This window comes from Ferroplasma sp. Type II (assembly GCF_000496155.1).
Genome location: NZ_KI542699.1, coordinates 107,505 through 131,493, shown reverse-complemented (window position 1 = coordinate 131,493; position 23,989 = coordinate 107,505). Strand labels below are relative to the sequence as shown.

The window sequence follows — 23,989 nt, the reverse complement described above, 5'->3', positions numbered from 1 at the left end:
AATTATAATAATTATGTTACAACAATTTATAAACAGAAAATATGAATTAGAATTCCTTAATGATAAATATAATGAGAATAAAAGGGAGTTAATAATTATTTATGGGCGCCGGAGAATTGGAAAAACCATGTTGATTAAACAGTTCATTGAGAATAAAAAATATATTTACCATTTATGCACACTGGATAGTATGGAAGACAACATAGATTCCCTAAAAAATCAATTTTCCATCATTACAGGAAAAGGTTATTTTAATGACTTAAAATCAAATTTTTATGAAGTTTTTAAGTATTTCATAAGGGAAATAGAATCAGATAAAATAATAATTGTTCTGGATGAATTTCCTAATTTAATAGCGCTGAACCATGGTATTATATCTATAATGCAGAAAATATTTGATGAATTAATGGATACTACAAGGCTATACATAATATTATCAGGTTCAAGCATAAGTATGATGGAGGATGAATTATTAAGCTATAAATCTCCATTATACGGAAGAAGAACCGGAAGCTTAGAAATCAATGGATTTAATATAAACAATATAAAATATTTTTATAATTCAAATATAGATGATCTAATAAAAATAAATGCCGTATTTGGGAATATTCCATTTTATCTTTCTTTAATAGATAAAAACAAAAGTATTGAAGAAAATATCAAACACAAAATATTAAAAAAAGGGGAAATATTATATGAGGAGCCCAAAATATTATTAAAAGAGGAATTTAAGGAGCCAAGAATATATGAAATGATTCTGAGGCACATTTCACTGGGACATAATACATATGGTGAGATTGTCAACGGAACGCATATGGACAGGGGAAATATATCAAAATATCTGGAAACCCTGGTTTCAGTTAAACTTATTAACTATATACTTCCCTTAAATCAGAAACGTCGTGGCATTTATGAAATAAATGACTATTTTTTGAATTTTTATTATAATTTTGTATATCCTAATTTGTCTGACCTGGAAATAAACAGGGTGAATGATGTTATGGAAATTATAAGTAGAGATATCAATACATATTATGGCCATGCGTTTGAGAGGATAATTATTGATATGATAAGGAATAATATAATAGAATTGCCATTTAAACCATTGTATGTAAACAGATTCTGGCATAAAGAAGTAGAAATAGACGCCATTGCAGCAAATGATGAGACAAAAGAAATGGCGTTTATTGAATGCAAATTTAAGGATAATATTGATGGCACCAGAATTTTTAATGATTTAAAATATAAATCCTTAAAGGTTGATTATAATAGAAATAAAGAATATTATATAATAATAGCAAAATCATTTAAAACAAAAAGTGATGGTGCAATTAACATTGATTTTAATGCTTTAAAGAATCTGGTCATTGCGTAGATACATATTTAAAACATATTATAATAATCTCCTATGAAGTTGAGTGAGATTACTCCGCCTGATTTCCTGAAAGTCACTAACAATAATGATTTTACACTATATGATCATCAGAAGGAGGCAGTTTTAAAGCTTAGGGATAACAAAAACGTCATAGTTTCTGTTCCTACTGCATCTGGTAAAACACTAATAGGATATATTTCAATTTATGATACATATTTAAAGGGAAGAAAGTCTATGTATATAGTTCCATTAAGATCACTGGCAATGGAAAAATTTACCGAGCTTTTATCCCTCAGGGATTTAGGATTAAAAGTAACAATGTCAATAGGAGACTATGATGTGCCACCATCCTTTGTCAAAAATTATGATGTTATAATAGCCACATCAGAAAGGGCTGATTCAATGCTTCACCGTGACCCTGACATACTGAACTATTTTGGGTTGGTAATAATTGATGAAATACACATGATATCTGACCCATCAAGAGGGCCACGGCTTGAAACTGTAATATCATCCATGTTGTACCTGAACCCTGAAATATTACTTTTAGGTCTTTCCGCAACGGTTTCAAATATTCACGAACTGGCAGAATGGATGAATGCCGATACAGTTATCTCAAATTTTCGCGCAGTTCCACTGGAAACGGGAATAGTATTTAAGAACAATCTTATAGTAAACGGTGAGAAAAAACACTTAGGCAGGGATGATGAAGTATCACTAATAAAAGAAAGTTTAGAATCTGGTGGGCAGGCACTAATATTCAGGAATTCCAGGAGAAATGCAGAAAAATATGCCCAGAGCATGGTTAACTTTTTTGACTTTCAAAATGATCTCGAAACTCTGGAAATCCCTCCAGATTTATTCAATGAAGCGCAGGCAAATATGATTTCCCATGGCGTAATGTTCCACCATGCCGGTCTTTCAAATGACCAGCGCACAGAAATAGAAAAACTTTTCAGAGAAGGATATATACATATTCTTGCGGCTACTCCAACACTTGCCGCAGGTGTGAACCTCCCTGCAAGAACTGTTATTATTCGGGATATAACAAGGTTTTCAGATGGCTATAGCAAACCAATCTCCGGAATTGAGATACAGCAGATGATAGGCAGAGCCGGTAGACCCAAATACGACAAAAAAGGATTTGGATATATTTATGCTGCATCGGCAGGGATGTTCCATGTAGCAGAGGGATATCTCACCGGGGAATTAGAACCTGTTATATCAAGAATGGACTCAAACAGTCTTATTAGATTCAATATACTGGCATTAATATCTTCCGGCATTGCCAGGGACCTGAAGGGCATAGAAGACTTTTACGGAAAAACACTTTTGGCTGTCCAGAATGATATAGATGATTATGGCCTTTCATTTGAAAGCGCCATATATTTTTTAACAGACAACGACTTTATAACAGAGGAAAACGGGGTTTACAATGCCACAAAATTTGGCAGGCTTACATCCGATCTTTATATAGATCCGGTTACATCCCTTATTCTGAGGAAATGCCTGGACCTTGAATTTTCAGAGGAGCTTTACCTCTATTATATTTCCAAAACACCTGATATGATAACTTTTAATTACCGTGCCAGTGATTATGAATACATGGAGGAATTTCTGGACAGGCATAATATAAATGATTTCAGTGAGGAATCCATGAAAGCTGCCAAGACTGCAATAATATTGAATGAATGGATCAGTGAAGTTCCCATAAATACTATAGCAGACAATTTCGGCATAGGTCCGGGCGATATTCAGGCAAAGGCATCATCCGCTGATTGGATATCATATTCACTTTACAGACTGGCAGGTATGTTTGACAAACTAAAGGAGAATAGCCTATTGCATCTTAATATCCGGGTAAAGGAGGGAATAAAGGAGGATATAATAAGAATAATAGAAATACCTCAGATAGGGCGTGTCCGTGGCCGCAGGCTATACAACAATGGCTTTACATCTGTAGAAGCAATAGCCGGTGCCAGAGTAGAAGATATTGCACGGATATTTGGATTTTCGACAAAGCTGGCGAGGGACATAATTGAAAATGCTGGTAAATTAAACAAAAGATATTACAGGTAAAAACCATGTTGCATGTCAGGGTGGAAAAGAGGAAGGGGCAGGAAACAATAGATACACTGAAGAATTCCGGTTTGATCAACAGGGAATACAAAATAATCAAAGACAATGAATATATATACATACCAGTAAAAGAAAATATTTTGAATTTTGATACTGTTAACATGGACGGTGTTCCGTCTGCAAGAATAGAACCGGAAAAGGTTTCTTTCTCATACGATATTATAGGAAGCATTGCCATAATAAAGGGAAAATCACTGGAAGAAGCGAAATATTTATCGGATTTCCTGAAAACAAGAAAGAATATAAAGACTGTATATCTTGATAAGGGCATATCTGGAGAATTCAGAACAAGACAATTGGTCCTAATTTATGGGGTTCCAGTATACAGCACACTATACCAGGAAAATGGCATCAGGCTCCGTGTCGATATTTCAAAGGCCTATTTTTCTCCCAGGCTGGCAAGTGAGAGGCTCAGAATAGCAAAAGAAGTTTCAGACGGTGAAACCATAGTAGATATGTTTGCAGGCACAGGTCCATTTTCATTGCTCATAGGGAAAAACCGGGAATGCAGAATAATGGCAATGGATAAAAATCCGGATGCCATTGCATTACTCAAAGAAAATCTAAAACTTAACAGATTAAAAGGCTCAATAATACCCATTGTGGGGGATTCTGGGCAGTTGATACAATCATACCACAATGTTGACCGGGTTATAATGAATTTGCCCCATGATGCATGGGAATTTATAGGAATGGCATATAAATCCCTGAAAACAGGCGGACTCATAAATTATTATGAGATATCTGATCTTACAACGCTCGAAAGCAGAATGGAATCTTTCAGAGATATGGGATTAGAAATAGTATACAAAAGGATAGTCCACGGATTTTCAAAATATCAGAACATGTATTCTATTGAAGTAAAAAAAATATAAATAAATACTTTATAATGATTATAAACGGATGAGTATTGCCCATAAGATAGGAGATATAGCCTCAGGGGTTTACGAGCAGGCTTTAATGGAGGAAATCAAAAAAAATAATGTGCCCCTTCATCTTGGAATTATAACAGATGGTAATAGGCGATATGCAAGAGAGGTCGGGTTATCTACAAATGAGGGGCATGTGAGGGGAAAAGATAAATTAGAAGAGGTCCTTGACTGGGCTATGGAGGTTGGAATCAAAATAGTTACAGTATACGGCTTTTCAACAGAAAATTTCAAAAGGGATACTGAGGAAGTAAGGTTTCTTTTTAATTTAATCAATGATTCCCTGCGGGGCCTGTTAACGGATGACAGGATATACAAAAATGAAATAAAGGTCAGGATAATAGGAGATTTCAAAGGACTTCCACAGTACCTTATCCAGACCATTAATGATGTGGAAAAATCCACGGCCAGATTCAGCAAATTCAAGTTCAACCTTGCAATAGGGTACGGCGGAAGGCAGGAAATAATCAATGCAGTGAGAAATATAGCATCAGATGTTGTTGCTGGAAATATTAAAATTGATGATATAAATGAAAAGCTGTTCCGGAATTACCTTTACGATAACACTCTTACCGATCCCGACCTCATTTTAAGGACAAGCGGTGAAGAAAGAATTTCAAATTTCCTGTTATGGCAATCGGCATACTCAGAACTGTATTTCTCAGATGTGAACTGGCCGGATCTTAAAAAAATTGACTTTTTAAGGGCGATATATTCTTATCAATCAAGGAAAAGGAGGTATGGTAAGTAATGTATGTGGCCATAGATGATACAGACAGCCAGGACAGGATGTGTACCACTTATCTAATCTATGAGATAATTTCAAAGTCAAAGTATGATGTTATAGGAGACCCTGAACTTGTACGGCTTAACCCTAATATAGGGTATAAAACACGTGGAAATGGTGCACTGAACATTAATCTGGGAAAAGGGACAGGAAAGAAATCCATAATTGGAAAGGTAAATGGAAAATATGCCTATTCCTATGAACACATCCTTGAGGAACCTGAAAAAAATGAGCTTATGGATTTTATTTCATCAATTGTCGAGGATTTCTATGTAAGGGATAATGATAAAACCAATCCAGGAATAGTAATCTCGGAAAATAGGTTCCATAAAGCTCTTTATGAAAAGGCCCTTCAGGAAGATATAGGAATTGATTTCATAGAAGATTACCTGACTGGCAGGGCACTGTACAGGAAGATCGGAACTGGGCGTGGAATTATAGGGTCATCTGCCTCTCTTGCATGGCCAGGAGAAAAATACTCATATGAATTGCTTGATTATAAATATCCTCACTATGGAAACATTAGCCATGGGGAGAAAATGGAAATATCCCTCGTTCCAGAGAATTATCGGTCAACGTTCAATAATATAGATATTAAAAATAGGTATCCTGCCATATTCCCCAAACCAAAAACCCCTGTTATATTCGGAATCAGAGGGGTGGTTAAATCTGACCTTGTGTCTATTTACGATAGAATACAAATGGATCATAAAATCGATGATCAGGGATATGTTATATACAGAACAAACCAGGGTACTGATGACCACATAATATCTGAACCGGATTATCTCTCCAACATGGGGTCATACTCCATAACTGGGATAATTTCAGGAAATCCATATACCATAAAGGGTGGTCACAGCTTTGTTGCCATTAAATATAAAAATATGGAAATGGAACTGGCCGCATTTGAACCCACAAAAGAATTCAGGAATGTTATAAATTCACTTATACCAGGAGATATTGTAAATGCATTTGGGTCATATATGAATGGAACAATAAAACTGGAAAAAATCGCAGTTATCAAAAAGGCGAAACTTTACAGAAAGGACCCGCCAATATGCCCGGAGTGCCATGTAAAAACGAAGTCTAAGGGGCAGATGGATTACCGCTGCCCAGTATGCAAAAAAAGATATAAAAATCCTGCATTTTTTGAGATAGACAGAGATATAGAGGAAAAGTTCTACGAGGTGCCTGTTATAGCTAGGCGTCATGTTTCCATGCCTCTGAAACTTGCTTCATATTTTTCAGGTCAGCCACAAATCAGCGGAGTCTCATAAAATGATATGCATAACAGGAATTCCTGGAACAGGAAAAACAACAATTTGCAAAATGCTCAATGAATATGGAATCAAATGCACTGAATTAAACAAAATTGCCGGTGAATACGGGGCAATTAAAGGGGATACCGTGGATGTTGACACCCTGATAAGTCAGCATATAAACTGTGACGTGATAGAATCACATTATTCACATTTGCTGGATTGCCAGTATGTCATTATTCTGGAGGATGATGAAAACAGATTAAGGGAGAGAATGGTATCAAGGGGATATATACAGTCCAAGATAGATGAAAATATCGATGCCCAGCGATCCGGAATAGTTTATTATGAGGCGGTTGATAGACTCCCCAGAAATCATATCTTCATTATAAAAGAAGATTCAAGAGGCATAGATGAGGTCTTCAAGGATGTTCTAAATATAGTATTACTGCTTCATAAGAAAGTTAATTAATGTATTTTCTTTTAACAAGTATGTACAGATGTAATGAAATAAAAGAAATTAGGATCCGTTATATGGATGATACGGACAGGGAACTAACCGCTGAAGAAATCACTGAAGTGTGCAAGAATTCGAACGAAAATCAGGATTCAATCGAAAGGGTTCTCAAGAAAAAAGAACAAAAGGAAGTGAGATATGTGGAAATAAATCCAAAAAAATACAAAACACTCATGAATGACGAGGGTACGGTTCTTAAGCCAATGCCACCCTACTAGTTTTAAAATTCTTAATTTTCCTAACCACATTATCTACAGGAGATATTATTTATCAAGTTTTTTCTTTAAGTCGTTTATTTCAGTCTGAATGGATTTATCCATAGGATTTTTTCTTGCTTTCTGCTCAAGTTCCTCAATCTTCATTTCAATGCTTTTTTTCTTTCTATTTAAATCTCTTTTTCCAAGCCCCATTATTTATGATATTAACATTGTATAAAAATATTGATTAAAATTAACTTTAGATTTTAAAATTAATAAAATAACGAAAAAAACAGATTTTAATAAAATTCTTCCAGGTCAGATTCTGTTAATTTATAGGGTGCTGTATCTTTTAGGTTGTATGCTGATAGTGTTTCATCTGCATCTTCATAAACAGGCGCATCAACATCATACAATATGCCTATGGGTATGGAATGTGGTTCATCTCCCCATTCAGATGCATGTTTAAATGCTTCAAAGAAATCCTTTCTATTGTTGTCTTTCAGTTCATATGTGTTTTTCCTGAAGAAATCATAACCTTCTATCTTGTTATATGTAACACATGGACTAAACACATCAATGAATGAAAAACCCTTATGCTGTATGGCTGCTTTTAATATTTCCGTCAGCTGTTTTATATCGCCAGAGAGTCCCCTTGCCACAAATGTTGCGCCCGCTGTCAAAGCATAATGCAGAGGATTGAAAGGCGGTTCAATATTCCCATCCGGTGTGCTTTTGGTGATTCTTCCTATTGGTGTTGTGGGCGAAGCCTGCCCAGTTGTCAGTCCGAAGACCTGGTTATCAGATACCATATAGGTCATATCCACGTTTCTTTTGGCTGCATGATAGAAATGCTGTGTTCCCTCAAAGAAACCGTCACCATCTCCACCATAGGCTATAACAGTCAATTTTTTGTTTGCCCATTTTATGCCCTCAGCAACTGGAAGCGATCTTCCGTGCAGCCCATGAAATCCATATGTGTTGATGTATTCAGGCATATTACTGGAACATCCTATTCCTGATGAAATCACAGTATTTTCGGGTTTTATGTCAAGTTCAGACAAGGCCATTGTAATTGCCCTCAACTGCGAGAAATTCCCGCAGCCCGGGCACCAGTCAGGAACTACTTTCCCTTTATATTCAGTTACAGGTATCATTTTTATTCCTCCACTCTAATTTTCTTTCCAAATATCATTTCTTCCACTGCCAAAGCCAAATCCACAGGGAAAAATGCCTCACCGTCATATTTTCCAAGGAACTGGGTTTCAACAAGGAATTCCTTTCTTATAAGTCCATTCAACTGCCCTGAATAGTTGTTTTCAACTACTATTATTTTCTTCTTCCCGGCCAGCAACTTTCCTATGTCATGATTCATCGGGAATACATGATTTATTTCTATTGCACCGATTTTCGTGCCATTCTTCCTCATGCAGTCAATGGCTTCTTCTACGGCACCTCTGGTTGATCCCCACTGGATAATTACATATTCCGCATCCTCCATCCTGTATGTTGGCGTAGGCGGCAATTCTTTTATATATGCATTAAGCTTTTTCATCCTCTTTTCCATGGATAGCTTTCTCTGTGTTGGGTCAGTTATGGCGTCGCTTACTACTGCACCATATTCATTGTGTTCATCTGAATCTTCATTGTGCATTAAACCGGGCTGGCCGGGAAATGCTCTCTTGGAGACTCCGTTTTCCGTGAATTCATATCTCTTGTAATCCGGTTCATTGTCCTTAGCCAGAAGTCCTCTGTCAATCTTGTATGAAAGGTCGAAATCAACAGTTTCATCATGTTCAGCCAGATACAAATCAGTAACAACGAACACAGGAAGCTGGAATCTTTCTGCAAGATTGAACGCCTCCTTTGTGAGATCAAATGCCTCCTTAACGGTTCCTGGAGCCAGGACTATCCTGGGCATATCTCCCTGTCCTGCTCCTAAAATCTGATTAAGGTCTCCCTGTTCTGTTTTTGTTGGAAGCCCTGTTGATGGGCCAGGTCTCTGAGCTTCGTATATGACCAGTGGTACTTCGGTCATTGCAGAAAGACCAACTCCCTCAGTCATCAGTGCAAAACCTCCTCCGGAAGAGCCTGTTGCGGCCCTTACTCCAGCATAATTGGCACCTATTGCTGCGTTTATTGCACTTATTTCATCCTCAGTCAGCTTCAGGAAAACATGGTATTTTTTGCCATGTGTGGCTATGAACTGCAGAAAAGATGATGCAGGGGTCATTGGATATGCAAAATACATCTGCATGCCTGCATTTATGGCACCCAGTGCAGCCGCATCTCCACCCCCTATTGTATATAATTTCCTGTCAAATGTCTTGAGTTTTCTGTACACCTCATAATTCTGAAGATAGTATTCATACCCTTCCTTTGCTGCGTTTATATTGGACTCCACAAGTTTTCCCTTTTTGTTGAATACTTTTTCTATAATGGCGGAAAATTCGTTGAAATCAAGTCCGAGAGATGCAATAACAGCTCCAAGTGCCACAGTGTTTTTCAATAATGGATTGGCATCATATTTCATTGCGATATCCCTCAATGGGACAGGGCAATATTTTACCTCTTCATATTTCTTAAAATTTTTTATGGTTCCCGGGTCATATATCGCTATTCCAGTAAGGGGAGATGCTCCCCCCTCATTTATATTTCTGTTTGTATGCCTTTCCAGTGCATCAGCATTCAGTGCAACAAGAACATCTAAGCCGCTTCCCTGATTCTTAACTTTTTCATCTGAAGCCCTTATCTGATACCAGCCTTCTCCTCCTCTTATAAGGCTCTGATAGTAATTATAAGTGCTAATGTATAAGCCGCTTCTTGAAAATGTTTTTTCCAAAGTTAAACCGGCGGACTGCACTCCATCTCCGGCTGCTCCTCCTATTCTTACAATTATTTCATCCATGTCCCTGCTATTTAGAAGTGCCGTATAAATTTTTTTATGAAAACGGAAATTAAAATTAGTCTTTTGTCGAAAAATAGTAAATTTTTGAAAATGCAAAATGATAAAACACATTGAACATTCGGATTCATGAAAGAGAAACATTTAACAATAAATGATTTAATAACTAATTATTTAGCTTATAGAAATCATAAAATACCTTTATATTATTAAACTAATGATATAAATGAACAAAATCAGCGGTTACGATGTCTGGAAAGAATTCCTTAGAACCTGGAAAACCTGGTACAGGGCTTCAGAAAAAAATCTTATTTCAATGGGTGTATCCACAGTTGAATACAGAATACTGAAAAATTTAACAGAAAGGGGCACCCTTCCCATGATTGAATTAGCAAATATAAATATGGTAACTCAGGGGTGGATTACTGGAGTTATAGATAAACTGGAGGAATCATCATATGTAAGGCGTGAAAGGAGCGAAACCGACCGCAGAGTAATCAATATAAATATCACACCAAAGGGGAAATCGTTCTTTAAGAAAATTGAAACGCTGCATCTGAAATTTATTGATTATACATTAAGAAATTTTACCGACGAAGAAAAATATAATATATTGAATTTCCTTAAAAAGATAGAGACAAATGTTGAATCATGAAAACAGGGCATGAAAAAGATTATTATTAATGTTTAACTATGAGTTTATCCATGAGTTATAATGAAATATTTCTGATAATACTTATCGTACTTTCCTGGACAATAATAATTATATCGCTGGCACCGGAAATTAACAAAACAAAACATTTTTCCACACTTGGTCCGGCCTTGATGATTAAATCTACAAAAAATGTGGGAATTCTTGATTCTATTGCAAAACGTCTTCCGGCAAAATTCATAGGAAAAATTTCAACTATACTGGTGATTTTTGGTGGTCTGCTGGCATTTGGAATGCTTTTATATGAAGCTATTTTGCTGACAATAATACATATTCCCACAAGTGCCGCACCGCCGTTGAATGAATACCTTGCCCTGCCTTTAATTAACCCATTCATACCACTGGGATATGGAACTGCAAGCCTCGTTTTTGCTGTTGTGATTCATGAGATGTTCCACGGAATTGTGGCCAGAAAGCAGGGTATAAAAGTAAACAGCGTAGGTGGCCTGTTTTTTATTATACCCATCGGAGCTTTTGTGGAGCCAGATGAAAAGGAAATCATGGCAGCGGATCCTGTAGTAAGAAGGAGGATTGTTGCAGCAGGTCCGGGAATTAATCTCATAATAGCTGCCATTTGCATAGCCTTACTTGTCTTTGTTATGATGCCGGTTTCGGCTCCATTGCATAATGGAATATATGTTGAGAATTCCACCACACTGTACAGTGGGCATGCAATACCAAAGGGCGTGGAAATCACGTCATACGGCAACTTAACCGGTAAACAGCTTAATAACCTGGGAACAACATCCATGATTACTCCGGGCATGGCAAACGTTACATTGTTTAATGGCAAAACAGAAAGTATTCAAAGTGTTCCCACGGGAGTTGCCATAATGGATCTAATTTCAGGGTGTCCGGCTGAAAACGCACATGTCCCTGCCAATTCTATAATATACAACATTAGCGATGCTGCAGGAAGCCATGTAATATACAACATAAATACCCTCGGAAATGTTCTTGATAATATTAAACCTGGAACACAGATAAATATGACTGTAATAACATTCAAGGGGGGAGAAACTTTCAAGACCTATTCTATGCACACCGTTTCAACATATGGCTATTATGCAAAGCACGATCCTACGGCAAACAGGGCCAGTTATAAGAATGAAAGTTTTATAGGCGTCCAGATAGGTTACTCAGGCATTGGATATGCATCCATTGACAGTATGCATAGCTTAGTTTTTGGAGGCCAGATAACAGGACCCGGGTTTTATGAAACTCTTGGGCTCCCCCTTCTTGGTCTTTCACCAATACCAGGGTCTCTCGCCCACATGTTTTCAACACCTTTCAATTCATATATATTCTTTGGAATAGCCAACACCCTTTACTGGATATTCTGGATAGATTTCCTTCTGGGAATTATGAATGCACTGCCATTATCCATACTGGATGGCGGGCAGTTCTTTAAGGATACTTTGAACATAGCATCCAGGAAGGAGAGATTAAAATTCCTGAGGGACGAGAACAATGTTAAGAAGATATACTATGCAATAGGCATATTCGTATTCATGCTTTTGATGTACATTATAATAGCGCCAAGGGTAATATAATATTCAATATGTGGCATAATAAGCCCAACTTTGAATTTATCAGAAATTCTTTATAAATTTTTTAACGTTATTAAAAAATATATCAGGTTTTTCCAGCTGAATGCAATGCCCGGCACCATCTATTTTAACAAAAGTCGAAGAGGGTATAAGATCATGATACTTTATTCCGTGATCCACTGGTACAACGTTGTCTTTCCCTCCCCAGAGAATTAGCACGGGCCTGTCTATACGGTTCATTTCATTGAGAATGCGATCAACACCAAGTCCTCCAATTATTATTACTGAATTTATTAATTCTGGATAGTCAATAATACTTTTTAAAGCCGTACCGGCAGAGATCGAGGGTCCTACAATGTTTATTGATGAAAGATACAGCTTTTCGGCAAAATCCCCGATAAAGGACGCACCCTTTGAGGGGGATGATCCAAAATTATAACTGTCATTTGATTCTGACTTGCCAAATCCGGGATAGTCGGGTGCATAGACATTGAAACCCCACTGGCCGATTTTCCGCAATGCATCTATACCAGCCCATGATGCTGAAGTCTGCCTTGAATCGTGAAGAAGAATGAAATTACGCATGTTCCCCCGTTCATATGAAAGATAATAAATTGATTTTCCACCTATGCATATTTTATTTTCCTTTACTTCCATAACCCATAATTTAACAATAGTTCTAAAAACATTCGGATTTTATAAATAGAAAATAAACGACTGAAATGGTGCTCGCTACCTGTGGAGTACATGGAATTTAAGCCTGATGGAGATAATATCTCTGCACTCGAAGGATGTAATACAAGTCCCTATGCAAGTGTAAGTTCTGTCAGTGAAACATGCAGCATCTGTGCATTGGCAGGAGGCAGCTTATCTGTATTGTGGCATGTAATCTACTTTAATTTTTTGGATCATAAGCATTCTTAAGTCCATATGGTATTGCTTTCAGATTTTATATAACAATGGGCAATCTGTATCTTAGCTCTGGCGTATATTCTTAATTCATCCAATCGTCCATAGTTTACACCTTTCTATATGATTTTATTATACTGTTCCCTATGATGATTTTTGCCCAGGCAAATAAAAATTTTCATCTTCACCATTACAGAAGACATTTTATTTTCAGTTAAGTTAAAATAAGAGCAATCATTAGATAAATCCATGAAACTTAAAGAATCGTCGCTGGATTTTCACGCTTTCGTTTCAATCTACGGTGACACCATATTAAACTCGTTTATCAAAAAAGTATACCAGGTAAACCAGAAAGAATTTGTGCTTCAACTTTACCGGTCCGATGTTAAAAAAAGGGATTTTTTCATATCTTTAAACAAAGGCATAGCATTTTATGATGCTGAAAAACCAGAAGAGGCAACCCAGCTGTCAATGCTGTTCAGGAAGCAGTTGTCAGAGAAGCGGATAGTAGGTATAGAACAGATCAACTTTGACAGGGTTGTAAAGATAACACTGCATACTGGCCAGGAGATAATACTGGAATTATTTGGTGGAGGAAACCTTATTCTTACAGACAATAGCAAGATTGTATTTGCAATGGACCAGCATGTATACAAAACGAGAAAGATACTAATAGGCGAGGAATATATACCCCCTGCAGTTATAAATCCTATAAGCGACCTTGAAACATTTTCAGGCATTCTTGACGCCAGTAAGGCATCAATTGTAAAGACACTTGCCACCCGTGCAAACCTGGGAGGAGAAATAGCTGAAGAGGCATTGCACAGAACAAATATGGATAAAGATAAAATGCCTGGGGAAATCAGAGAATATTACGGTGCATTATATGATAATATAATGGAAATAGTTCGGGAATCCGAAAAAAATAAAGCGTTTTATTACGAATCTGACGAACTCCTGTCACCAGTTCTATTGACTGCCTTAGGAAAAGACCCTGATGAGAAATTTGAGGATTTTAATGTGGGAATTGACTTTTATCTTAAGCATTATCCAGAAACCGATAAGAACAAATCCAGTGTTGAAAGAAGAATAGAGTCGCAGAGAAGGTCAATAGAAGAATTTAATAAACTAATGCTGGTATACAATGAATTTGGGAATTATCTTAAAATGAATTTTCAACAGCTCCAGAAATTGATTAACATAGTTTACAATAATGTAAGGAAAAGCAATTTGAATAATTTTGTTTTCATGGAACTGGAGATAAGTGATATAAACCCTGCAAAAAACACATTTGCAGTAAACTATAACGAAACAAAAATTGTCCTGAATTACAGGGATTCTGCAGGTAATAACATAAATCATGTGTTCAATACAGCAAAGGAATATAAGAGTAAGATCGAGGGTGCTGAAAAAGCAATTGAGGAAACAAAAAAGCTCATAGTTAAGGAGAAACAGAAAGCTGGCAAGAAGAAGCGTGTGAAACACTGGTTTGAATCCTACCACTGGTTTACATCTTCTGCAGGAAATATGGTCATGGCAGGGAGAGATGCTAAAACAAATGAAAAGCTTGTCAAAAAACACATGTCAGAAAATGACATATATGTCCATGCCGATATTTATGGAGCTCCAAGCACAGTAATAAAAAATGAGGGAATAGATATAACAGAAGATACAATAAGAGAAGCCTGTGAATTTGCCGTTTCACTTTCACGTGCATGGCCAGCAGGCATCGGTTCTGGAACAGCATACTGGGTATATCCATCACAGGTCAGCAAAACTCCAGAATCCGGCGAATTTGTGTCAAAGGGGTCATGGATTGTAAGAGGGAAAAGAAACTATGTTCTTAATCTTGCGCTGGAATTGAAAATATCGCTCATTGATTATAAGGGCAATACCATACCAATGATATCTCCTGCGGAAACTGCTACAGACTCAAAAAAATGGGTAATAATAAAACCTGGCAATGAAAAAAGGTCGGTAGCTGCAGAAAAAGTAGCAAAAATACTTGGTATTGAAAAATCAGAAATAGAATCAATTTTACCTCCAGGAGGTTCTATAATTGTGGAAAATTCAAAGGAAATAAAGGAATTAAGCTAATTTCTGTTTTAATTCCTCTATTGTTGAGACATCTGTTGGATCAACATTTCTTACCAGGGCCAGTTCATATGTTACGTAGTCCGCATAATGGATAAGGTAGAACAGTTTGGTGAAATAATCATTTGACGGTGATTGTATCACTGTGAATCGCTCTCCAGTAACCTCCTGCGTTATGCTTATTCTATGGTTAATCCTTGTATTGTCTGATTCGAATGCATAAAACATATACTCATTTCTCCTGTATGCCGATTTAAGTGGCATTGTGTCATTATGGTTAAGTTCAGGAAAGTAGCTGTAAAACGCAAAGGTTTTTGCATTTTCGTTAAACTGGGTTTTCCATCTGTATGCAACAGACTTGAATGGCTTGGAACCGTATATTATAGGAATGGAGCTGTTTTCATATATTTTAAACGCCTCAGATTTCATTTCTGCGTGATTTTTGTCCATGTCGCACAAGATATCGTATGTTTTATTTATTACTTCATCACTGAGTGGTGCAAATGTATTATAGAAAGGCATAAGCATGTATCCCAGTGCTGATCTTGGCTGGAGTCCTGATGGTATAATTATAGCATCATCAACAATTGTAGCAAGCTTGCCGCCTGATGTGATAGCTCTAATATGGGCGCCCTTCTTCTTTGCATCCTCCACATTGCTGATAGTTTCTTCGGTGTTTCCTGAATAACTAACAGCGATAAACAGTGTTTTTTCATTTACGAATGCGGGTATCCCGTAATCACCTATAGATATAACGGGCTTAGAAGTATAATATTCCTGGAATATACTTCCAACAATTCCAGATCCACCCATACCTGATATTACAATATTATCGAAGTTGAAGTTCACATCAAATTTATCCTTTGATTTTATTTGTTCCTTCAAATTTTTTAATTCGTCCAAAAAATTCATAAAACATTAGATAAAAATAGCATATTATTTTTTCTGTTTTCTTTCATTCTGAATTGCCAGAAAGGCCAGAGAGATACGATGTGGATTCTTTTATCTTTTTTATTGTGACGCTGGTTATAAAAACTGATAGCAGGCATACAAGGGTTGTTATATCGATAATTAATATAAACCGGCTAGTGCCCACTATTCCACCGATTATACCTAACAGAACGGACATGAGTCCACCGAATAATGCCCCAAAATTATATGATATCCCGGATATAACCCCTCTAACTGCTGGATTTATTCTGTTCATTAAAAGCAATGGTACTAATGGCATTGAACCGATACCGAAGGTAAACACCAGCATTCCTGGCAATGCAAGGAATCTGATCTGGTCAAAATATGGCATGGTAAGCCATGCAAATACCATGGCAATAATAGATCCTCCCATAATCAGGTGTTTTTTCCGGAAAATCGAGGCTAATCTTCCGAATATTATGAACCAGATAGCTATTGTAAGGCTTGAAATTATCATTATTATCCCAACTAGCGACCTTGACAGCCCGAATGATGGGGCTATTGTGGGATAAAAGGAGAGAACGGCAAAATATGCAGAGAAGAATCCAGACATCATTATCATAGATTTAATCATTGGAACTTTATAGTCCCAGAGATTTATTTTTTCCTTTGGTTTTTGAATCTCTTTTTTATCACGTGGAATTTTCAGCATTGTATATGGAACTATAATGAGTGGAATGGTACCTGTAATAAGGAAGTATCGCCATGTAACAGCTATTGTTGGTAAAAATAGGATGTATGCTACCCCGGTAAGTGCATATCCAATGCCATATCCGCTCTGAATGAAACCAAATATTGTGCTCCTTATGTTAGCAGGTGAAAATTCGTATCCCAGCAGTGTACCTGAAGTCCATTCACCACCCATGAATATGCCCTGTATAAATCTGGCGGACAAAAGTATAATTACATCTGGAGAAAAGGCCATAACACTTGCAAAAATAGCATATCCGGCAGTGCTCATGGCCATTACGCGCCTGGCCCCTACTTTGTCGGTCAGGTTTCCCAGATACAGGCCACCGAAAAATCGTCCTATTAATCCCAGGGCAAATAGAAGGGATACTACACCTAAACCTACATGGTATGATTTTTCCAATTCCGCATAAATATATGTTACGAGAGTAAGATCGTAAATATTGCCTATCCATGAACCTGTTGACGCAAAAGCTGCATGGACATAGTCCTTCATATCCCTTAATTTAGGCATTTAAGTTAAAGTTTCCCTGACTATAATTGGCATACATTTAAGAAATTTGCTATATGTTGCCACCCTCTTATAAGGCAAAAGCCAGATACCATTTTATCAGTTAAAATCAATTTTGACTTTCCAGCTTGACCTTTCCTGCACGGCGGATGCATTGACACCCCTCTCCTTAATAAGTTCAACTAATTTTTCAGCCCGGTCCTGCCTGTTGAGATCTATATAAATGGCATCAAGCCCGAATTCAGGCATTGTTCCCTGGGATGAAACAAGATCGTTTATCTTATTCATTACAGAAATAAATTTATCCTTATCGATATAAAATGTTCCTTTTTCTATTTTTAAAATTCCTGCCTGGATAATTCCGTCATAGGTAATACTTGAAACTTTTTTATTAACATGCCCGGCTGACGTTCTATAATAAAGAAACATCAGTACGATGAAAACAATCAAAAGAATTATCCCGAGAGAAAATATGCCCAGACCGAAAGAAAGCATGGACATTATAAAAAATATAACCCCTATAGCCAGGTATACATTTGCCATCCGGTATGTATCTACATTTATTATATATAATTTAGTATGGGGACATTCCATAGTATTAATAGGAAGTTTAGAAATATTTTATTACAATATGCAATATGGTAATGAATGGAAAAAATTAAACTCAATGAAAACGAATGCAAAACCATTTCAGGATACCCATGTATTGACACTTTAATGCAGGGGGGTATAGAACCAGGAATAATTACTGAATTTTACGGTGAAGGAGGGGCAGGCAAGTCAAATTTAGCCATGATATATTCATTTTCCGTATTAAAAAACAACCATTCGGTTATCTATGTGGACAGTGAGGGATTTTCCATTGAAAGATTCAGGAGCATTGCAAATAATGATATGGAATCCATAAATCACATGAACATTTACAGGGTAAAATCACTTGATGACCAGTATTTAGCATTAATAAAATCTGATAAGTTAATAGGAGAAAAAACAGAGTCCAAAAATAGTTTTGGGATTATGATTGTTGATTCATTTACAAATTTCTTTAGGATGGAGACAGGAAAGGATCCATCGGCCAGGATGGAGGGGTATGAAAAGCAGCTTAACATACTCTCTGGCATAGCTCTTAAATATAAAATTCCAGTAGTAATAACAAACCAGATATATGAGGATGTGAATAATAGCCAGTTAGAACCCTTTGGCGGATTTTTCATAGACCATGCAATGAAAGCCATATACAGGGTAGAAAAATTTCCCGGTGGAAAACGCAGAATAACAGTAGAAAAACACAGGTCAATTTCTGAAGGGACATATGCGAATTTCAGAATAGTTGATGCCGGGATAGAATGTGAGGTTTAAAAATGGGGGTAGATATCTCAGGAATACTGGTAAAACATCCAACAAGTATAAAAGACAACAGTGGAATTACTGTGTCTGTTGATGCATTTAATATAATATACCAGTTCCTGAGCAGCATACGGGGAGAGGATGGAGAGCCGCTTAAGGATGCATCAGGAAACATTACCTCGCACTTATCTGGAATCTTTTACAGGACAGCAACACTGTTGCAGAACAATATAAAACCCGTGTATTCCTTTGATGGAAAGCCATACAGGCTTAAGAATGAGACATTAAAGGAAAGAAAAGCAATAAAAGATAAAAATATTGCAGAATTAAATATTGCAATAGAGGCAAAGGATACCGAAAGGATAAAAAGCCTGTCATCAAGAATTAATTACATTACTGAAGGCATAGTTTTAGAGTCCAAGAAGCTTCTTGACCTTATGGGCATACCATGGGTGCAGGCACCCAGTGAAGGGGAAGCCCAGGCTTCCTATATGAGTCGAATAGGAAAAGTCGATTCTGTAATATCACAGGATTATGACTGCCTCTTATTTGGTGCAAAAAGAGTTCTAAGGAATTTTACCATGTACGGAAGGAGGCGGATATCTGGCACGGGCAAATTTATAAACATTACTCCGGAAATTATAGATTTGAATGAAAATCTTGAACGTAATGGAATTACACAGAGCCAGCTTATTGATATAGGAATTCTCGTGGGAACAGATTTTAATCCCGGCATAAGAGGGATAGGAGCTAAAACAGGGCTTTCACTTATAAAGAAATATGGAAATATAGAGACCGTGTTAAAGGAGAAGGGAAAAACAATAGAAAATCTGGATGAAATTAGAAATTTTTTCACGAATCCACCAGCTGCAGAAGTAGGTGACCTTAAATTTCCTGCTCCAGACAGGAATGGAATAATTGAATACCTCTGTAAGGAACATAGTTTTTCTGAAAACAGAATAAACGCAATTCTTGACCAGATTGCAAAAAATTATTCAGGTGCGAACCAGTCGAACCTTGACAAATATTTCTAATTGTGAATCTCCTGTTCAGACACCATAACCTTATGGGACCGTGGATATTCCAGGTCTATTATATCTTTCATAGTTTTCTTTAGAGATTTTTCATCTATTGTGAAGTTCTGGTTTCTAAAACCCTCCTCAATAATATTGAACTCCCCGCCAGATTTTTTCACAGTGACTATACGATCCTTCTTGAAACTTTTTATTGTCAGTATATGGTTGTCGTCCATCTTCATCAGCATGCTATGAACATGCTTATCAACACTTCTTATTGGTATCCATGGCATTTAATCACTGTTAAGTTTATTGCTTATGGGCAATATAACATTTATCAAGATTTCAGTAAGGGCCTTTTTTAAATCCATTGGATGCACTTCCGAATTAAGATATTTTGATTCAAGTTCCCTGAACGAATGTATTGTGTATGGCCCACCATGCGATTCTGATCTCTTTATTTCTATTTCTCTGGCATAATATGGAAATATGAGGTATTTCATTATATCTATTACAGGATTGTTTTCAACAATTCCCATGGGACAGAATGCATTTTTGATTTTTCTCCTGATATCATTATCTGTATCAGTGAGGAAAAGTGCCGATTCGGGATCGCTCTTGGACATTTTCTTAAAGTCGTCCATTCTACCCTTTCCTTTAAGTGATGAAATCAGTGGCATTTCTAGCAGAACTGGTTTTTTTCTTCCCATTTTTTCTGCAATATCTCTTGCAAGCATGTATGCATGCCTCTGGTCAGTGCCTCCCAGTGCCAGATCAGAATTAAGATAAAATACGTCTGTTACCTGCATTAGCGGATATATGTATTTGCTGAAATCCTTATCCGCATCTTCCTCTGTTCTCCCCATTATAGGCAGTGCTCTCCTTATCCTCAACAGTGAAGAATTTTTTGCAATTTGAAGAAGTAACTCCCAGTAATCCGGATTTGCTACAAGATCTGTGGCCCATATGAATTGAACATCCTGGTTGAGGCCTGCGTATAGCATACTTTTTCTAAGTCTTTCACCACTTTCTCTAATTAGATTGATGTCACCACCAAGTTTATCATTGACCCTTGCATGCCAGTCTGCCAGCAGGACCTTTACCCTGAAGCCAAGTTTTACCAGCTCATTTATCTTGTTTACATAGATTAATATGGCTATATGTGGAAGTCCTGAAGGTTCAAATCCTATATAGGCTTCCCTGTTTCCTGAAAATAAATCTTTTGATTCCTCAAGCGTTACTACTTCAGATGTATTGTTTTTTAAAATTTCAACATTTTCCATCTGGCCTTAATAGCATAGTATTTTATTAATTTTTATTTTTTAAGTAGTTTATCAAGCAGAGATGAGGCTTCCTTCTTGGTCAATTCTTCGAGAGAACCCTTTTTTAATGATTTCACATAATCATCAACGACTTTTTGGTTTGAATCTTCCCGTTTTATCAGGTCATTGACAAAAGAAAGCTGTTTCTTTGTTATGTTATCGTCTTTATTATACATGAATATGTAATACAACAAATGTACATAATATTATTGATGTGTTTTCTGTGGGATAACATCCCCTCTCCTGTTATTATGAGACAACCTTTCTTCAGTGGAACTTCTCTGGCAATTCATCCCTGCTCCTGATCCGAAGTTTGTAGCAGTTCTTTCTTCCATATATGGAAAAGGATTCCATCTGGCTGGAAGGGTGCTAATAGTTCTTATCCCCTGGGCAAACCTGGGGGAACAAAGGCATTCACAATACCAGAGAAGAATTTCACGCTGAACTGATTAGATGTGGCAATATTCTGCACAGCTGTATGACACAATATACTCTATATGGGTCTATTTTAGAATAGTGAACCATATTTATTTAACGAAAAAATAATATATGTATGCATATTGTCATACACAATGATCGTAGACTCTATTGAAATGGAAAATTTCAAATCATATGGAAATAAACAATATATAAAAATAAACAACGGATTTACGGTCATCATAGGACCTAATGGCGCCGGCAAAAGCAATATAGGAGATGGAATGCTATTTGTCCTGGGCATAAGATCCAACAAAACTGTCAGGGTGGATAAACTGGAGGATTTCATCCATAAGACAGATCCACCGAAAAAACACTGTTATGTGACGTTGAACGTCATATCTGATGATAATAATACGTACTCCATAAAAAGGGAGCTCATTTACAACAGGGGAGAATACAAATCCAATTATTATATAAATAACAGACGGGCAACAAGAAACGACGTTTTGAAATTGATTGATACCTTCCATATTTACCTTGATGCCTATAGCTTTGTCCTGCAAGGTGATATAAATAACCTTGTTAAAATGAGCGGAACCGAAAGAAGAAAGCTTTTTGAATCTATTGCAGGAATAGAAAGCTATAAAGAAAGAATAGAAAGTGCCCAGAATGATATAAATGGATTGAATGAAAACCTTAACAGCATGGATGCAGTTCTCATGGAAATAAAAACTGTACTGGACACACTTGAGGTCGACAGGGACAATGCAATCAAATACAATAATATAAACAGGGAGTTAAATGAACTTAAACTGTTCCTCAAGGTCAAAGACAGAGACAGAATAAATCAGGAACTTTCCATGTACAGAGACAATATAGAAAAAAATAAGTCGGAAATAGAGGAACTGGAAGAAGAAAATAAAAAACTTGACCAGAACAGAGAAGAGGCTAACCGATAAGATTAAGGAAATAGAGGACAAATTGGATGCTATGGGCGGGCAGGAGGTCCAGAGAATTAGAAAAATTATAGAGGAACTGAATATCAGTATTTCTGAATTTGAAACCAAGATATCTGTAACAAAGGAAGCAAAAATAAATTCAGAATCAAGATTAAAAACCTCTAAGGATGCATATGGCTTCAATCAGGATCAGCTTGAAAAGAAAATAAAAGAGAAAAAGAACTACGAATCATACCTGAGAAACGCAGAAAACACAATCAAAAAAATTAATGATGAACTTGAAAAATTCAGGCAGGAAAATTATGAAAATTCAAGAACTGCGCGGGAGATAAACGGAAGGCTGGCGTCCATAGACAGTGAAGTTCAGGAAATCAATAACCAGATCATCAATGACAGTGACATAAGTAATATAGAGCTGGAATTGTCTGGATTTGCCAAGGAAACCACAATGAATGAAGAAAAAATAAAAGATGAAACTATAAAGGCCAAGGATTTGAAATGGAAAATTGATAATCTCAAGAACAACATAAAACAATATAATGACGAGATCAATGAAGTAAATAAGAAATTTCTGGAAGTACGAAATAAGCTGAATGACCTCGTGTCTATAAAGAATGACAATGACATAGAGATAAGGAACAAGGAAAAGGAGTTACGGGGACTGAACTTCAGAAGCAATATTTCACCTGCACTCAGGGAAATAAATACCATGATGGAGGATGACAGGGGAATTTATGGCCCCCTGAACAAGCTTATAGAGTATAAGGACGAGTATGCAAATGCAATTATGGTTGCCGCAGGAGGAAGAATGAATTCAGTAGTAGTTGATACCGATTTCACAGCCCAGAAATGCATACAGGCATTAAAATCAAAAAAATTAGGGCGGCTCACTTTCATACCATTGAATAAAATCATCACGCCCAATGACAGGCAAAAGGCAGTTGAACTGGTCAGTTCACATGATGCTATTGACTTTGTCAGGAATTTGATAAACTATGACTCTATGTTCGAAAAGGCTGTTAAATATGCCTTTGGAGATACCATACTGATGGATACAATTGAGAGGGCAAGGAAACATATGACTGGAGTCAGAATCGTTACACTGGCCGGCGATGTACTGGACCCCTCAGGCGCTATGACAGGCGGATCAGTTAAAAATGACGAAGTACTGGCAAACCGTCTGATAAAAGCAATATCAGAACTTGAGGAACATAATGAGATTCTAAAAAGTGAAATAAGCTTTAAACAGAGAGAGAATACGGATATTTCTTCCAAACTTGCAGAACTTTCAAGAAAAAGAGATATTTCAACAACTAACATAAATAATTACGAGGTACAGTTAAAGGAATCTGAAAATTCCATTAAGGGCTTCTGAA

The 23,989-nt window shown here is 36.7% G+C and carries 25 protein-coding genes; 14 read left to right on the top strand and 11 right to left on the bottom strand.

Annotated elements, in window-relative coordinates; all coding sequences use genetic code 11:
- Window positions 1-13 precede the first annotated feature (13 nt).
- From AMDU4_RS04270 to AMDU4_RS04240, 7 genes are read left to right on the top strand one after another with little or no spacing between them, the layout of a single operon-like run.
- On the top strand, window positions 14-1,375 hold the full coding sequence (locus tag AMDU4_RS04270; RefSeq protein ID WP_021786752.1) for an ATP-binding protein: 1,362 nt from the start codon (window positions 14-16) through the stop codon (window positions 1,373-1,375).
- Window positions 1,376-1,408: 33 nt separating this feature from the next.
- Window positions 1,409-3,454: an ATP-dependent DNA helicase gene (locus AMDU4_RS04265; protein ID WP_021786751.1), complete on the top strand. Its 2,046-nt coding sequence runs from the start codon at window positions 1,409-1,411 to the stop codon at window positions 3,452-3,454.
- Window positions 3,455-3,459: 5 nt separating this feature from the next.
- A complete protein-coding gene (locus AMDU4_RS04260) occupies window positions 3,460-4,389 on the top strand; it encodes a class I SAM-dependent methyltransferase family protein (protein WP_021786750.1) in 930 nt (309 codons plus the stop codon).
- Between the two features lie 28 nt (window positions 4,390-4,417).
- Complete coding sequence (uppS, locus tag AMDU4_RS04255; RefSeq protein WP_021786749.1) at window positions 4,418-5,194, top strand: polyprenyl diphosphate synthase; 777 nt, start codon at window positions 4,418-4,420, stop codon at window positions 5,192-5,194.
- The gene (locus AMDU4_RS04250) at window positions 5,194-6,510 is read left to right on the top strand and encodes a tRNA(Ile)(2)-agmatinylcytidine synthase (RefSeq protein ID WP_021786748.1); all 1,317 of its coding nucleotides are present in this window, start codon (window positions 5,194-5,196) and stop codon (window positions 6,508-6,510) included. The genes uppS and AMDU4_RS04250 overlap by 1 nt, the downstream gene beginning before the upstream one ends.
- A gap of 1 nt (window position 6,511) precedes the next feature.
- Window positions 6,512-6,964: an adenylate kinase family protein gene (locus AMDU4_RS04245; RefSeq protein ID WP_021786747.1), complete on the top strand. Its 453-nt coding sequence runs from the start codon at window positions 6,512-6,514 to the stop codon at window positions 6,962-6,964.
- Window positions 6,965-6,984: 20 nt separating this feature from the next.
- On the top strand, window positions 6,985-7,227 hold the full coding sequence (locus AMDU4_RS04240) for a hypothetical protein (protein WP_290704158.1): 243 nt from the start codon (window positions 6,985-6,987) through the stop codon (window positions 7,225-7,227).
- Between the two features lie 45 nt (window positions 7,228-7,272).
- On the opposite strand, the gene AMDU4_RS04235 is transcribed toward AMDU4_RS04240, so the two are convergent.
- The 3 genes from AMDU4_RS04235 to AMDU4_RS04225 all read right to left on the bottom strand — a co-directional run bounded on the left by AMDU4_RS04235 (window position 7,273) and on the right by AMDU4_RS04225 (window position 10,114).
- On the bottom strand, window positions 7,273-7,419 hold the full coding sequence (locus tag AMDU4_RS04235) for a hypothetical protein (protein WP_021786745.1): 147 nt from the start codon (window positions 7,417-7,419) through the stop codon (window positions 7,273-7,275).
- 86 nt (window positions 7,420-7,505) lie between these two features.
- On the bottom strand, window positions 7,506-8,363 hold the full coding sequence (locus tag AMDU4_RS04230) for a thiamine pyrophosphate-dependent enzyme (protein ID WP_021786744.1): 858 nt from the start codon (window positions 8,361-8,363) through the stop codon (window positions 7,506-7,508).
- A gap of 2 nt (window positions 8,364-8,365) precedes the next feature.
- Window positions 8,366-10,114, bottom strand: coding sequence for a 2-oxoacid:acceptor oxidoreductase subunit alpha (locus AMDU4_RS04225; RefSeq protein ID WP_021786743.1), 1,749 nt, complete (start codon window positions 10,112-10,114; stop codon window positions 8,366-8,368).
- A gap of 223 nt (window positions 10,115-10,337) precedes the next feature.
- On the opposite strand from AMDU4_RS04225, the gene AMDU4_RS04220 reads away from it, so the two are divergent.
- Together AMDU4_RS04220 and AMDU4_RS04215 are read left to right on the top strand one after the other, a co-directional pair.
- A complete protein-coding gene (locus AMDU4_RS04220; protein ID WP_021786742.1) occupies window positions 10,338-10,766 on the top strand; it encodes a MarR family winged helix-turn-helix transcriptional regulator in 429 nt (142 codons plus the stop codon).
- A 50-nt stretch (window positions 10,767-10,816) separates the two neighbouring features.
- Window positions 10,817-12,376 carry a site-2 protease family protein gene (locus AMDU4_RS04215; RefSeq protein ID WP_021786741.1) on the top strand — a complete coding sequence of 520 codons (1,560 nt, stop codon included), beginning with the start codon at window positions 10,817-10,819 and terminating at the stop codon, window positions 12,374-12,376.
- A 39-nt stretch (window positions 12,377-12,415) separates the two neighbouring features.
- Here AMDU4_RS04215 and AMDU4_RS04210 read toward each other — a convergent pair whose 3' ends face one another.
- The gene (locus tag AMDU4_RS04210; protein WP_021786740.1) at window positions 12,416-13,030 is read right to left on the bottom strand and encodes an alpha/beta fold hydrolase; all 615 of its coding nucleotides are present in this window, start codon (window positions 13,028-13,030) and stop codon (window positions 12,416-12,418) included.
- A gap of 501 nt (window positions 13,031-13,531) precedes the next feature.
- On the opposite strand from AMDU4_RS04210, the gene rqcH reads away from it, so the two are divergent.
- On the top strand, window positions 13,532-15,379 hold the full coding sequence (rqcH, locus tag AMDU4_RS04205) for a ribosome rescue protein RqcH (RefSeq protein ID WP_021786738.1): 1,848 nt from the start codon (window positions 13,532-13,534) through the stop codon (window positions 15,377-15,379).
- Here the strand turns inward: rqcH and AMDU4_RS04200 are convergent.
- The 3 genes from AMDU4_RS04200 to AMDU4_RS04190 form a co-directional block, all read right to left on the bottom strand.
- A complete protein-coding gene (locus AMDU4_RS04200; protein WP_021786737.1) occupies window positions 15,371-16,288 on the bottom strand; it encodes a bifunctional phosphoglucose/phosphomannose isomerase in 918 nt (305 codons plus the stop codon). The two genes, rqcH and AMDU4_RS04200, sit on opposite strands and share 9 nt — an antisense overlap.
- Before the next feature lie 43 nt (window positions 16,289-16,331).
- Complete coding sequence (locus tag AMDU4_RS04195; RefSeq protein WP_021786736.1) at window positions 16,332-17,552, bottom strand: MFS transporter; 1,221 nt, start codon at window positions 17,550-17,552, stop codon at window positions 16,332-16,334.
- A 96-nt stretch (window positions 17,553-17,648) separates the two neighbouring features.
- A complete protein-coding gene (locus AMDU4_RS04190) occupies window positions 17,649-18,092 on the bottom strand; it encodes a hypothetical protein (protein ID WP_290704156.1) in 444 nt (147 codons plus the stop codon).
- 105 nt (window positions 18,093-18,197) lie between these two features.
- On the opposite strand from AMDU4_RS04190, the gene radB reads away from it, so the two are divergent.
- Both radB and fen read left to right on the top strand, forming a co-directional pair.
- Window positions 18,198-18,908: a DNA repair and recombination protein RadB gene (gene radB / locus AMDU4_RS04185; RefSeq protein WP_021786734.1), complete on the top strand. Its 711-nt coding sequence runs from the start codon at window positions 18,198-18,200 to the stop codon at window positions 18,906-18,908.
- A gap of 2 nt (window positions 18,909-18,910) precedes the next feature.
- A complete protein-coding gene (fen, locus tag AMDU4_RS04180) occupies window positions 18,911-19,930 on the top strand; it encodes a flap endonuclease-1 (RefSeq protein ID WP_021786733.1) in 1,020 nt (339 codons plus the stop codon).
- Here the strand turns inward: fen and AMDU4_RS04175 are convergent.
- From AMDU4_RS04175 to AMDU4_RS04160, 4 genes are read right to left on the bottom strand one after another with little or no spacing between them, the layout of a single operon-like run.
- Window positions 19,927-20,205 carry a hypothetical protein gene (locus tag AMDU4_RS04175; RefSeq protein WP_021786732.1) on the bottom strand — a complete coding sequence of 93 codons (279 nt, stop codon included), beginning with the start codon at window positions 20,203-20,205 and terminating at the stop codon, window positions 19,927-19,929. The genes fen and AMDU4_RS04175 overlap by 4 nt on opposite strands.
- Window positions 20,206-21,195, bottom strand: coding sequence for a tyrosine--tRNA ligase (locus tag AMDU4_RS04170; RefSeq protein ID WP_021786731.1), 990 nt, complete (start codon window positions 21,193-21,195; stop codon window positions 20,206-20,208).
- Window positions 21,196-21,227: 32 nt separating this feature from the next.
- Window positions 21,228-21,410: a hypothetical protein gene (locus AMDU4_RS04165; protein ID WP_021786730.1), complete on the bottom strand. Its 183-nt coding sequence runs from the start codon at window positions 21,408-21,410 to the stop codon at window positions 21,228-21,230.
- A gap of 30 nt (window positions 21,411-21,440) precedes the next feature.
- Entirely contained in the window at window positions 21,441-21,569 is a 129-nt protein-coding gene (locus AMDU4_RS04160) for a hypothetical protein (RefSeq protein ID WP_290704153.1), read from the bottom strand.
- Window positions 21,570-21,806: 237 nt separating this feature from the next.
- Between AMDU4_RS04160 and AMDU4_RS04155 the strand changes: the two genes are divergently transcribed.
- Window positions 21,807-22,613 (top strand): AAA family ATPase, encoded by an 807-nt coding sequence (locus AMDU4_RS04155; RefSeq protein WP_021786729.1) that lies wholly within the window; start codon window positions 21,807-21,809, stop codon window positions 22,611-22,613.
- On the top strand, window positions 22,582-23,988 hold the full coding sequence (locus AMDU4_RS04150) for a chromosome partition protein smc (protein ID WP_021786728.1): 1,407 nt from the start codon (window positions 22,582-22,584) through the stop codon (window positions 23,986-23,988). Before AMDU4_RS04155 ends, AMDU4_RS04150 begins: the two co-directional genes overlap by 32 nt.
- Window position 23,989 lies beyond the last annotated feature (1 nt).